Annotated in this window: 9 protein-coding genes; 6 read left to right on the top strand and 3 right to left on the bottom strand. The window is 65.2% G+C overall.

Annotation, left to right across the window (positions count from 1 at the left end):
- Positions 1 to 226 precede the first annotated feature (226 nt).
- Positions 227 to 2,404 carry a TonB-dependent siderophore receptor gene (locus tag NOM55_RS05160; protein ID WP_255907765.1) on the top strand — a complete coding sequence of 726 codons (2,178 nt, stop codon included), beginning with the start codon at positions 227 to 229 and terminating at the stop codon, positions 2,402 to 2,404.
- A gap of 107 nt (positions 2,405 to 2,511) precedes the next feature.
- Here the strand turns inward: NOM55_RS05160 and NOM55_RS05155 are convergent, their stop codons facing one another.
- The 3 genes from NOM55_RS05155 to NOM55_RS05145 are packed head-to-tail and all read right to left on the bottom strand — an operon-like array spanning position 2,512 to position 8,203.
- Positions 2,512 to 3,894, bottom strand: a complete 1,383-nt coding sequence (locus NOM55_RS05155) for an efflux transporter outer membrane subunit (RefSeq protein WP_255907764.1) — start codon at positions 3,892 to 3,894, stop codon at positions 2,512 to 2,514.
- The gene (locus NOM55_RS05150) at positions 3,884 to 7,012 is read right to left on the bottom strand and encodes an efflux RND transporter permease subunit (RefSeq protein WP_047967773.1); all 3,129 of its coding nucleotides are present in this window, start codon (positions 7,010 to 7,012) and stop codon (positions 3,884 to 3,886) included. Before NOM55_RS05150 ends, NOM55_RS05155 begins: the two co-directional genes overlap by 11 nt.
- A 15-nt stretch (positions 7,013 to 7,027) precedes the next feature.
- A complete protein-coding gene (locus tag NOM55_RS05145; protein ID WP_245961110.1) occupies positions 7,028 to 8,203 on the bottom strand; it encodes an efflux RND transporter periplasmic adaptor subunit in 1,176 nt (391 codons plus the stop codon).
- Between the two features lie 263 nt (positions 8,204 to 8,466).
- On the opposite strand from NOM55_RS05145, the gene NOM55_RS05140 reads away from it, so the two are divergent.
- Genes NOM55_RS05140 through murA form a run of 5 tightly spaced genes read left to right on the top strand, consistent with a single transcriptional unit; the run spans position 8,467 to position 12,379 of the window.
- Positions 8,467 to 9,117, top strand: a complete 651-nt coding sequence (locus NOM55_RS05140; RefSeq protein WP_047967774.1) for a TetR family transcriptional regulator — start codon at positions 8,467 to 8,469, stop codon at positions 9,115 to 9,117.
- Between the two features lie 39 nt (positions 9,118 to 9,156).
- The gene (locus tag NOM55_RS05135) at positions 9,157 to 10,059 is read left to right on the top strand and encodes an ABC transporter ATP-binding protein (protein ID WP_047967775.1); all 903 of its coding nucleotides are present in this window, start codon (positions 9,157 to 9,159) and stop codon (positions 10,057 to 10,059) included.
- The gene (locus NOM55_RS05130; protein WP_120810500.1) at positions 10,059 to 10,814 is read left to right on the top strand and encodes an ABC transporter permease; all 756 of its coding nucleotides are present in this window, start codon (positions 10,059 to 10,061) and stop codon (positions 10,812 to 10,814) included. Before NOM55_RS05135 ends, NOM55_RS05130 begins: the two co-directional genes overlap by 1 nt.
- A 47-nt stretch (positions 10,815 to 10,861) precedes the next feature.
- Positions 10,862 to 11,110: a BolA family protein gene (locus tag NOM55_RS05125; RefSeq protein ID WP_245961109.1), complete on the top strand. Its 249-nt coding sequence runs from the start codon at positions 10,862 to 10,864 to the stop codon at positions 11,108 to 11,110.
- A 9-nt stretch (positions 11,111 to 11,119) separates the two neighbouring features.
- Entirely contained in the window at positions 11,120 to 12,379 is a 1,260-nt protein-coding gene (murA, locus tag NOM55_RS05120) for a UDP-N-acetylglucosamine 1-carboxyvinyltransferase (RefSeq protein ID WP_047967777.1), read from the top strand.
- Positions 12,380 to 12,462 lie beyond the last annotated feature (83 nt).

Raw genomic sequence — 12,462 nt, 5'->3', positions numbered from 1 at the left:
GGCCGGCCACGGCACGGGCGGCAATACGGTAGCGGCGTTCCATCACTGCGTACTCCTGTTTGGCATGCCTCGCATCATATTGCCAATGATAATAATTATCAATATGATTATTGTACTGTTGTTGGCCGCTGCAAACAGCCGGCATACAGCGCAGCGTCCGCGCCGACCAGCACACCGGCGCGCTCCCCCACCGGATCCCGCGATCCCACACATGGATTATTCAGGCATGCAGAACACACCCCGCCCAGGCCATCACCCCAGCCGCACCCGGCAGCCACTGAGCAGCGCCCTGCGCATCGCCACCCTGGCGCTGGCCGTCAACCAGGCCTACGCCGCCGACAGCACTGCGGAGGCGCGGCTCGATACTGTCGTCGTCAGCGCGGAGCAAGGCGGCGACGCCCAGGCGCCGACCGTCGGCTACCGCGTCAAGTCCAGTCTTGGCGCCACCAAGACCGATACCGCCATCAAGGAAATCCCGCAGGCGGTGTCGGTGGTGACCAAGCAGCAGATCGACACCCAGAAGCCGCGCACCGTCAGCGAGGCGCTGCGCTACACGCCGGGCGTGTTCACCGGCGCCGTCGGCGCCACCACCCGCTACGACTACATCGTGCTGCGCGGCTTCAGCGACCACCCCACCGCCAACGAATTCCTCGACGGCCTGCGCCTGTTCGGCGACCCGGACGGCTACAACACGCTGCAGATCGACCCGTACGCGGTGGAGCGGCTGGACATCATCCGCGGCCCGGCCTCGGTCACCTACGGCCAGGCCTCGCCCGGCGGCCTGGTGGCGATCAGCAGCAAGCGGCCGCTGGACACGCCTTACCACGAGATTTCGCTGAGCGCCGGCAACCGCGAGCAGCGCGCGGCAGCGCTGGACTTCAGCGGCCCGATGGATGGCCGTGACGACCTGTCCTACCGGCTGCTGGCCAAGGCCGCCGCAGCCGAGCAGCAGCAAAACGGCGCCAGCACCGAGCGCTACCTGCTGGCTCCGTCGCTGAACTGGAAAATCGGCGACCGCACCTCGCTGCTGCTGCAGGCCTATCTGCAGAAAGATCCGGATACCGGCTGGCACGGCGCGCTGCCCTACGCCGGCACCGTGGTACCACACAACGGCAAGACCATCGGCACCGACTTCAACGACAGCTCGCCGACCGACGGCATGAGCCGCGAACAGCAGTTCTACGGCTACCAGCTGGCACACGACTTCGGCAACGGCTGGTCGTTCCAGCAGAAATACCGCTACCAGATCAGCAAGACCGACCTGTCGCAGTACTCGCAGTACGGCTGGGTAGCGGACAACGCCGACGCGCTGCTGCGCTCCTATGCGCGGGCGGAAGAACGCTCCACCGCCCACATCCTGGACAACAGTGTGCAGGGCAGCTTTGCCACCGGCGCCCTGCAGCACACCCTGCTGGCCGGCGTGGAATACCAGCGCAACGAAAACAAGGGCTACAACTCCTACCAGTACCTGGCCACTACCCTCGACACCGTCAACCCGGTGTACGACAACAGCAGCAGCACCGTGGTCCCGACCTACTTCAACCGCCAGCGCGAACAGCTCGGGTTGTACCTGCAGGACCAGCTGGCACTGGGCAACTGGCGGCTGACCGCCGGCCTGCGCCACGATCAGGCCGACGTGTCCGACACCAACCCGCAGACCGGCAACAGCAGCAGCTGGTCCGGCAGCAAGCTGACCCGGCGCCTGGGCGCGGTGTACCTGGCCGACAACGGCCTGGCGCCGTACGCCAGCTACAGCGAGGGCTTCGACCCGAGCATGGCCTACGCCACCGACAGCAGCGGCAAGGTGCTAAAACCGCTGGAGAGCAAGCAGACCGAGGTCGGCATTCGCTACCAGCCGGCGGGCGGCAACACCCTGCTGTCGGCGGCGGTGTATGACCTGGAACAGAAGAACGTCGCGCAGTACAACAACAGCACCTTCAAGTACGACCCGATCGGCGTGGTGCGCTCGCGCGGCATCGAGCTGGAGGCCAATACCCGCCTGACCTCCAGGCTGTCGCTGCTGGCCGGCTACACCTACACCGACATGGAGGTGAAGGAAGGCAGCAACGCCGGCAAGACGCCGTATCTGGCGCCCGCGCACAAGGCCTCGCTGTGGCTGGATTACGCGCTGGACAACGGCCTGACGCTGGGTGGCGGCACCCGCTATACCTCGTGGCTGTGGGCCGATTCTGCCAACAGCGCCAAGGTGCCGGAGGTGACGCTGTTCGACCTGTCCGTACGCTACGATCTGGGCCGCGCCAACAGCGCGCTCAAGGGCGCCACCATGCAGCTGACCGCCAACAACCTGGCCGACAAGACCTACGTCGCCTCGTGCTACAGCACCTATGCCTGCTACTACGGCGAACGCCGCAACGTCAGCGCCACCGTCAACTACAAGTGGTAAACCGGCCACCCACTGCGGCGGCGCGGCTCGCCCGCTCCGCCGCGGCCTGAGGCAACAAAAAAGCCCGGATCGACCGATCCGGGCTTTTTGCATCGTGCGTTGCGGGCTCAGCCGGCCTGCCAGCCGCCACCCAGTGCCGCGTACAGCGACACCACCGCCGACAGCCGCGCCAGGCGGGCACTGGACAGCGCCTGCTCCACCTGGAACACGCCGCGCTCGGCATCCAGCACGTCCAGATAGCTGGAGTAGCCGTTGTCGTAGCGCAGTCGCGCGAGGCGCAGCGCCTCGCGCAGCGAGGCCAGCTGCTGCAGCTGCGCCTGTTCGGTGGCGCGCGTGGTGCTGACCGCCGACATCGCGTCCAGGGTGTCGGCAAACGCCTGCTGCACCGTCTTCTCGTACACCGCCAGCGCCTGTTTCTGGCGCGCGTTGGCGGCATCGACACCGGCGGCGATGCGGCCGGCGTTGAAGATCGGCGCGGTCAGGTTGGCCGCGAAGTTCCAGGTCTGTGCCGGGCCGCTGAACAGGTCGGTCAGCGCGGTGCTGGCGCTGCCGATGCCGGCCGACAGGCTGATGCTCGGGAAGTAGGCGGCGCGGGCGACGCCGATGCGGGCGTTGGCCGCGATCAGGCTGGCTTCCGCCGCCGCCACGTCGGCACGGCGCAGCAGCAGGTCAGACGGCAGGCCGGACGGGATCTGCTCCGGCTCGGCCAGCGCCGACAAGGCCTTGCCGCGGCCAAGGTTGGCCGCAATGTCACGCGGCGAACGGCCCAGCAGCACCGCCAGCGCGTGTTCGGTCTGCGTCACCGCCTGTGCCAGCTGCGGCACGGTGGCGCGCGCGCTGGCGGCCTCGGCCTCGGCCTGGCGCAGCTCCAGCTCGGAGGTCATGCCGCCGTTGAAGCGTTTCTGGCGCAGCTGCAGCGATTGCTCGCGGCTTTGCAGCGTGGCGCGGGCACTGGCGAGCTGGGCGTCGTAGCTGGCGAGCTGGAAGTAGCTCTTGGCCACCTGGCTGCCCAGCGACAGTCGCAACGCGGCCAGCGAGCGCTCGCTGGCGCTGACGTCGGCCAGCGCCGCTTCGCGTTCGCGGCGCAGCTTGCCCCACAGGTCCAGCTCCCAGCTGGCGGTCAGCCCGGCCTGGCGGCTGTCGAGCAGCGCCCCGCCACCACTGCTGTAGCTCGAGGTCTGGCTGCGGCCGCTGCCGGCGCTGGCGCTGACCTGCGGCAGCAGCCCGGCTCGCGCCACACCGGCGGCGGCGGCGGCTTCTTCCACCCGCGCCGCGGCCTGCACCAGATCACGGTTGTAGCGCAGCGACTCGTCTATCATCGCGTCCAGCACCGGATCCTCGAAACTGCGCCACCAGTCGCTGGCGACCGGCGCCACGTTGGCCGCCGCCTGCGGCATTTCCAGCTGCGGACGCTGGTAGTCGGGGCCGACCGCGCACGCCGACAGCGCGGCGGCGACCAGGATTGGCAACAGCGCTTGCTTAAGCATCATGCTGTTCTCCTTGTGGTGCCGGCTTGCGCTGGCTCCACTGCATAATCAGTTTGAAAAACAGGGGGATGAACAGCGCCGCGATGAAGGTTGCGGCCAACATGCCCCCGATCACACCGGTACCGATCGAGTGACGGCTGGCAGAGCCGGCGCCACTGGAAATCGCCAGCGGCACGCAACCGAGGATGAAGGCCAGCGAGGTCATCACGATCGGGCGGAAACGCAGCTTGGCCGCCTCCACCGCCGCCTCGGTCAGCGAACGCCCTTCTTCCATCTTCAGCACCGCGAACTCGACGATCAGGATCGCGTTCTTCGCCGCGAGGCCGATCAGCGTCACCAGCGCCACCTGGAAGTAGATGTCGTTCTCCAGCCCGCGCAGCCAGTTGGCCACCAGCGCGCCGAATACCGCGAACGGCACCGCGGTCAGCACCGCGATCGGCAGCGTCCAGCGCTCGTACTGTGCCGCCAGGATCAGGAACACCATCACCAGCGCGATCACGAATACCGTCGACGAGGCACCGCCGGTGGACTGCTCCTGGAACGCGGAGCCGGTCCACGCCAGGGTGTAGCCGTCCGGCAGCGTTTCCTTCGCCAGCTGTTCCATCACCGCCAGCGCTTCGCCCGAGCTGTAGCCCGGTGCCGGGCCGCCGACCAGTTTGGCCGACGGGAAGGCGTTGTAGCGCTCGACGATTTCCGGACCGGTGGCCTGCTCCACCGTCACCAGGCTGGACAGCGGAATCATCTGCCCGTTCTGCGCCCGCACGAACACGGTACGCAGGTTGTCGACGCTCTTGCGGAACTCGGCCTCCGACTGCAGCTGCACGGTGAAGATGCGGCCGAACTTGTTGAAGTCGTTGACGTACAGCGCGCCGAAGGTGCTCTGCATGGTGTCGAACACGTCGTCGATCGGCACGCCCAGCGCCTTGGCCTTTTCACGGTCCAGCTGCACGTTGACCTGTGGCACGTTGGCGGAGAAGGTGCTCTGCACGCCGGCCAGTTCCGGCCGTTTCGCCGCCGCCATCATCAGCGCCTGCGCCTGGGCCGCCAGCTCGGCCGCCGAGGCACCGGCACGGTTCTGCACGTAGGCCTCGAAGCCGCCGGTGGAGGACATGCCGGAGATCGGTGGCGGGTTGAAGGCCAGGACCAGCCCTTCCTTGATGCCCGCCCCTTTCATGAACACGTCACCGACCACCGCCTGCGCCGACATGCCCGGCGCCTTGCGCTCGTCCCACGGCTTCAGGGTGATGAAGGTGACACCGGTGTTGGTGCGGTTGGAGCCGGACAGGATGTCGAAGCCGGCAAAGCTCATCACATCCTTCACCGCCGGGTTCTTGGCGATTTCCACGTCCAGCTTGTCCATCGCGTCCACGGTGCGGTTGATCGCCGCGCCGTCGGGCAGGATGGTGGCGGAGATCACGTAGCCCTGGTCTTCTTCCGGCGCCAGCGACGACGGAATCAGCTTGAACAGCCATGCCGAGGCGCCGATCAGCAGCCCGAACAGCACCAGTGCCAGCACGGAACGCTTGATCAGGAAGGCCACGCCGCTGCTGTAGCGCTGGGTGATGCGGTCAAACAGGCGGTTGAAGCCGTCGAAGAAGGCGTTGCTGTGCTGATGCTCGGACTTCAGCATCGCCGCGCACAAGGCAGGGGTCAGCGTCAGCGCCACGATGCCGGAGATGGTCACCGACATCGCGATGGTGATGGCGAACTGCTTGTACATCTGGCCGGCAATACCGCCCATGAACGCCACCGGGATGAACACCGAGCACAACACCAGCACGATGGCGACCACCGGGCCGCTGACTTCCTTCATCGCCTGGATGGTGGCTTCGCGCGGCGGCTTGCCCTCTTTCATCATGATGCGTTCGACGTTCTCCAGCACCACGATGGCGTCGTCGACCACGATACCGATCGCCAGCACCATGCCGAACAGCGTCAGGGTGTTGATGGAGTAGCCGAACATGTACATGCCGGCAAAGGTACCGACGATGGACACCGGCACCGCCAGCCCCGGAATCAGCGTCGCGCGCCAGTTCTGCAGGAACAGGTACACCACGGCGAACACCAGCACCATCGCTTCCATCAGCGTGGTGATCACTTCCTGGATCGACACCTCGACGAAGCGGGTGGTGTCGTACGGAATGGAATAGGACAGTCCGGCCGGGAATTTCGCCGCCAGCTCGTCCATCTTCGCCTGTACCGCCTTGGCGGTGTCCAGCTGGTTGGCGCCCGGCGCCAGGTTGATACCGATCGGGATGCTAGGACGGCCGTTGTGCTTGCCGTAGAAGTCATAGCCCAGCGCGCCCAGCTCCACCCGTGCCACGTCCTTCAGCCGTACCTTGGCGCCATCGGCAGCCGCGCGCACGATGATGTTCTCGAACTCGCTGGCCTCGGTCAGACGGCCCTTGGTGGTGATGGTGTAGGTGAAGTCCGGCTTGCCGGCGTTCGGTTCGGCGCTGATCTTGCCGGCGGCGAACTGCGCGTTCTGCTCACGGATGGCGGTGGCGACGTCGCTGGGCGTCAGCTTCAGCTGCGCCAGACGGTCCGGCCGCAGCCACACCCGCATCGCGTAGTCCTTGCCGGCGAAGTTGGTGACCTGGCCGACGCCGGGGATGCGCTTGATCTCGTCAACCACGTTGAGCAGCGCGTAGTTGCTCATGAACAACGTGTCGTAGCGCTTGTCCGGCGAGTACAGCGAGATCACCTGCAGGAAGGTGGCGGCCTGCTTGCGCACGTTGACGCTCTGGCGGCGCACCTCTTCCGGCAGCGACGACAGCACCGACTGCACGCGGTTGTTGACGTTGATCGACGCCTGGTCCGGATTGGTGCCGATCTTGAAGGTGACGTTGATGGTCAGCCGGCCGTTACTGGCACTGCTGGACTGCATGTACAGCATGTCGTCGACGCCGTTGATCGCCTGTTCCAGCGGCGAGGCCACGGTATCGGCGATCACCTCGGCGGAGGCGCCGGGATAGGCGGTGGTCACCGCCACCGACGGCGGCACGATCTGCGGGTACTGTTCGATCGGCAGCGCGCGCATGCCGAAGAAACCGGCCAGCACGATCACGATCGACAGCACGCTGGCAAAGATCGGCCGGCGGATGAAGAAAGATGAAAACATGTGTTATTCCTCGCCTTAGCCTTGGGCCGCTGCCGGGGCGGCAACGTTGGCCGCAGCCGCCTGCGGCACCACCTTGGCACCCGGGCGCAGCTTGATCAGGTTGTCGGTAATCACCAGGTCGCCGGCTTTCAGCCCGCTCTCGACGATGAAGCCGTTATTGGCGCTGTCGCTGATCTGCAGCGGACGAGCCTCGACGGTGTTGTCCTTGCCGACCACCCATACCATCTTGCCCTGCTGCGAGGTCAGCACCGCCTTCTGCGGCACCACCAGCGCATTGAGGCGCACCGCGCCCTTCAGCTCGACACGCACGAACTGGCCGGCACGCACGGTGCCTTCCGGATTGACGAAGCTGGCGCGCGCCGCCGAGGTGCCGGTGGTCGGGTCGATGACGCGGTCGGCAAAGTTGATGCGGCCTTCACGACCGTAAGTACTGCCGTCCGGCAGTTTCAGCGACACGATGTAGCGGCCGCCTTCCGGCTGGCGCAGCTTGCCGCTGGCCGCCAGTTGCTGGTTCTTCAGCACGTCGTTGTCGGACAGCGAGAACTTGACGTAGATCGGGTCCAGCTGCGAGATCTTGGTCAGCAGGCCGGCATCGCCCGGCTGCACCAGGCTGCCCTCGGAACGCGCCTCGGCACTGGTCACGCCGGAGATCGGCGCGGTAACGCGGGTGTAGCCGAGGTTGATCTGCGCCGACTTCATCGCGGCGCGGGCGGCGGCGACCGAGGCCTTGGCGCTGGCCAGCGCGGCCACCGCGTCATCGCGGTCCTTCTGGCTGACGGCATTTTCCTTGAACAGCGGCAGCACGCGGTCGTGGTCTTGCTGCGCACGGATCAGCTTGGCCTCTTCCAGCTTCAGCGTCGCCTCCGCCTGCTCCAGTGCCGCCTGGTATGGTGCGGCGTCAAGCTGGAACAGCACGTCGCCGGCGCGCACGCTGGCACCCTCGGTGTAGGCACGCTTCTGCAGGATGCCGGAGACGCGGGCGCGCACCTCCACCTCGCGCGAACCGACGGCCTGGCCGACGTACTCGGTGACCACCGGCACATCGGCGGCGGCCATCTTCACCACGCTGACCGGCATCGGCGGCATCGCCCCGTGACCGGCAGCCTGCTCGCCCTGCTGCCCGCAAGCGGTCAACATCACTGCCAGCGGCAACAGCGCCAGCGTCCATTTATGATTATTGAAAGAACTCACCAGAGATCTCCTTGATGTGTGCGTCGTACATTGGCAACAGCTGTCTGCGCGCTGCGTGCCGATCAAAAAATGCCAACCGGCTATATAGCATGCAATCGTGCTGGACAGCCGCTTGCCAGGACGCGTTTCTGAATTCCGGTACAGACAATGCGACAAATTTGCGCCATAATACATACATTCGTGTATGTATGTAAACAAATCAACCAGCGCAGCGGTGGCTTTAACGCTATCCTTACGCCGCGTTGAATAACCCTTTCGAGAACATGGCACGCAAGACTAGAGAAGAAGCCGAGCAAACCCGTCACCTACTGCTGGATACCGCCGAACAGGTATTCTGGGAAAAAGGTGTCGCCGCGACCTCGCTTGCCGACATCGCCGCCGCCGCCGGGCTGACCCGCGGCGCGATCTACTGGCACTTTTCCAACAAGCTCGACCTGTTCAACGCGCTGTGCGACCGCATCATTCCGGAGCTGGAAATCCTCGACGCGCGCCTGCTCGACAGCAGCATCAACCCGGCGACGCGGCTGTGGCTGCACGGTCATTCCATGTTCGCCCTGCTGCACGACAATCCGCGTATCCGTCGCATCTGCGGCATCCACCATCTCGGCTGCGAGCAGGTCGGCGAAATGGCGCCGTTGCTGTTGGAGCAGATCAGCTGGACCCAGGAAAAACAGGCCAAGCTGCAGCAGGTGCTGCACTGTGCGCAGGAGCAGCAATTGCTGCGTGCCGATGTCGATCCCAAGCTGGCCGCCATCGGCCTGCACAGCCTGTACGGCGGCCTGATCCACAGCTGGTTGCTGGCACAGGACGACCGCACCATTCACAATAATCTATCCGCGCTGTTAAGCCCTTATTTTGAAGGCATTTTCAAGGAGCGCTGCTGGCTGCAACCCCTGCCATGCGCTGCTGAATAGCGTTATACTCCGCGTCTTTACGCCTTCCGCCCTTCTGTCATGACTCACGCCATCAGCATCGATGCTGTCAGCAAACGCTTCGCGTCGCTGCAGGCACTGGATCACATCAGCTTCACTGTAGAACACGGCGAGTTCTTCGCCCTGCTCGGCCCCAACGGCGCCGGCAAGACCACGCTGATTTCCGCCATGGCCGGCCTGTCGCGCGCCGACAGCGGCCAGATCCGCATCATGGGCCACGACACAGTGGCGCAGGCGCGTGACGCACGCATGAAACTGGGCGTGGTGCCGCAGGAACTGGTGTTCGATCCCTTCTTCACCGTGCGCGAGACGCTGACCTTCCAGTCCGGCTATTTCGGCATCCGCCACAACGATGCCTGGATCGACGAACTGCTGCACAAGCTGGGGCTGACCGACAAGGCCAACGTCAACATGCGCGCGCTGTCCGGCGGCATGAAACGGCGGGTGATGGTGGCGCAGGCGCTGGTGCACCGCCCGCCGGTGATCGTGCTGGATGAACCAACCGCCGGCGTCGACGTCGAACTGCGCCAGAGCCTGTGGGCGTTCGTGAAGGAACTCAACGCCGCCGGCCACACCATCGTGCTGACCACCCACTATCTGGAAGAAGCCGAAGCGCTGTGCAGCCGCATCGCGATGATGAAAAAAGGCCGGCTGATCGCGCTGGAAAACAAGGACACCCTGCTGTCGCGCAGCGCGGCGCGCGAAGTGTCGCTGCAGCTGTCGGGGCCGTTGCCGGCCAGCCTGCAGCCGCTGAGCCTACGCCAGCAGGACGGCCGCCACATCCTGGCGCTGCCGGACATTGCCAAACTGGAGCAGGTATTGAGCGAACTGAGGTTGGCCGCAGTGGAAGTACGCGAACTGTCGGTGCACGAAACCGATCTGGAGCAGGTCTTCGTCAAGCTGATGCACGGGGGACAACTCTGATGTATGGCTTTCTGACCCTGTTCAAGAAGGAAATCCTGCGCTTCTGGAAGGTCGGCTTCCAGACGGTGATGGCGCCGGTGCTGACCGCGCTGCTGTACCAGATGATCTTCTCGCACGTGCTGTCGCAGCACGTCGAGGCCTATCCCGGCGTCAGCTACACCGCGTTCCTGATCCCTGGCCTGGCGATGATGTCGATGGCGCAGAATGCGTTCGCCAACAGCTCGTCCAGCCTGATCCAGTCCAAGATCACCGGCAACATCGTGTTCTTGCTGCTGCCGCCGATCAGCGCGCCGGCGTTCTTCGGCGCCTACCTGCTGGCGTCCATCGTGCGCGGGCTGGTGGTCGGCTGCGGCGTGCTGCTGGTCACCGCCTGGTTCGGCCTCAGCCTGCCGGCACAGCCGCTGTGGCTGCTGGCCTTTGCCGTGCTCGGCTGCGGCGTACTCGGCGCGCTGGGCATCATGGCCGGCATCTGGGCCGACAAGTTCGACCAGCTGGCCGCGTTCCAGAACTTCCTGATCATGCCGCTGACGTTCTTGTCCGGCGTGTTCTACTCTATCAACAGCCTGCCGCCGCTATGGCGCAGCGTCTCCCACCTCAACCCGGTGTTCTACATGATCGACGGCTTCCGCTACGGTTTCTTCGGCCAGGCCGACGTCTCGCCGTGGCTGTCGCTGGCGGTAGTCGGCGGCTGTTTCGTCGCGCTGTCGCTGTGGGTGATGCGGCTGATCGCCAGCGGCTACAAGCTTCGCCATTGAGCAGCGGCACCTTGCGTGCCGCGCCATTACAACAAAAGACAGGAACCATGATGGTAAGTGCAGACTATATCAAGGAAGTCATTCTCGCCGGACTTCCCTGTGACTACATTGACGTGCAGGGCGATGACGGCACCCACTTCAACGCCGTGATCGTCAGCGCGGAATTCTCCGGCCGCAATCGCGTCCAGCGCCACCAGTTGGTGTACCAGGCCCTCGGCGACCGCATGCGCGCCGAGATTCATGCATTGGGAATGAAGACACTCAGCCCGGAAGAATGGGCGCAGCAACAAGGCTAAATCACGAAAATGGAAAAACTGGTCATTCAAGGCGGCAACGGCCCGCTCAACGGTGAAATCCGTGTTTCCGGCGCCAAGAACGCCGCCCTGCCTATCCTGTGCGCCGGCCTGTTGACCGCCGACACGCTGAAGCTCACCAATGTGCCGATGCTGCGCGACGTGGCCACCACGCAAAAGCTGCTGCAGGGCATGGGCGTGCGCGTGATGACCGACAATGTGCACGAGTTCGAGATCACCGCCGCCAGCCTCGACACCCTGGTGGCGCCGTACGACCTGGTGAAAACCATGCGTGCGTCCATCCTGGTGCTGGGCCCGACGCTGGCCCGCTTCGGCGAGGCCACCGTGTCGCTGCCAGGCGGCTGCGCCATCGGCTCGCGCCCGGTGGAACAGCACATCAAGGGCATGGTTGCCATGGGCGCCGAGATCTCCATCGAGCACGGCTACGTCAAGGCGCGCGCCAAGAAACTGCGCGGCGCCCACATCGTGATGGACATGGTCACCGTCGGCGGCACCGAAAACCTGATGATGGCGGCGGTGCTGGCCGAAGGCACCACCATCCTGGAAAACGCCGCGCGCGAGCCGGAAGTGGTCGACCTCGCCCACTGCCTGGTGGCGATGGGTGCCAAGATCCAGGGCATCGGCAGTGACAAGCTGGTCATCGAAGGCGTCGAGCGCCTGCATGGCGCCGAACACGCGATCATGCCGGACCGCATCGAGGCCGGCACCTTCCTCGTCGCCGGTGCCATGACCCAGGGCCACGTGGTGCTGCGCAATGCCGCACCGCGCAGCATGGACGTGATCCTCGACAAGCTGACCGAAACCGGCGCCGTGATCGAGTGCGGCGACGACTGGATCTCGCTGGACATGAAGCGCCGTCCGAAAGCGGTCAACGTGCGTACCCTGCCGCATCCGGCGTTCCCGACCGACATGCAGGCGCAGATGATGACGCTGAACACCATCGCCGAAGGTGCGGCGGTGATGACCGAGACCATCTTCGAAAACCGCTTCATGCACGTGCCGGAGCTGAACCGCATGGGCGCCAACATCGAAGTGGAAGGCAATACCGCCATCGTCAAGGGCGTGGAAAAACTGTCCGGCGCCACGGTCATGGCCACCGACCTGCGCGCCTCCGCCAGCCTGGTGATCGCCGGCCTCGCCGCCGAGGGCGAGACCATCGTCGACCGCATCTATCACCTCGACCGCGGTTACGAGCACATCGAAGCCAAGCTCAATGCCGTCGGTGCCAACATCACCCGCGTCGCGAGCTAAATCTTAAACAGCCACACCACCGCCGTGGCTGCAACAGCAGCCACGGCGGTTTTTTATGGCCATTAATGTTTAACAAAACTGTT

This window comes from Vogesella sp. AC12 (assembly GCF_024437575.1).
Taxonomy (GTDB): domain Bacteria; phylum Pseudomonadota; class Gammaproteobacteria; order Burkholderiales; family Chromobacteriaceae; genus Vogesella; species Vogesella indigofera.
This window is presented reverse-complemented; position numbering and strand designations above follow the sequence as displayed.

Bases quoted from the DNA above. Each gene is read 5' to 3' on its own strand.
- NOM55_RS05150 (WP_047967773.1), bottom strand. From the start codon at position 7,012: ATGTTTTCATCTTTCTTCATCCGCCGGCCGATCTTTGCCAGCGTGCTG.
- NOM55_RS05130 (WP_120810500.1), top strand. From the start codon at position 10,059: ATGTATGGCTTTCTGACCCTGTTCAAGAAGGAAATCCTGCGCTTCTGG.
- NOM55_RS05135 (WP_047967775.1), top strand. From the start codon at position 9,157: ATGACTCACGCCATCAGCATCGATGCTGTCAGCAAACGCTTCGCGTCG.
- murA (WP_047967777.1), top strand. From the start codon at position 11,120: ATGGAAAAACTGGTCATTCAAGGCGGCAACGGCCCGCTCAACGGTGAA.
- NOM55_RS05125 (WP_245961109.1), top strand. From the start codon at position 10,862: ATGATGGTAAGTGCAGACTATATCAAGGAAGTCATTCTCGCCGGACTT.
- NOM55_RS05140 (WP_047967774.1), top strand. From the start codon at position 8,467: ATGGCACGCAAGACTAGAGAAGAAGCCGAGCAAACCCGTCACCTACTG.
- NOM55_RS05160 (WP_255907765.1), top strand. From the start codon at position 227: ATGCAGAACACACCCCGCCCAGGCCATCACCCCAGCCGCACCCGGCAG.
- NOM55_RS05155 (WP_255907764.1), bottom strand. From the start codon at position 3,894: ATGATGCTTAAGCAAGCGCTGTTGCCAATCCTGGTCGCCGCCGCGCTG.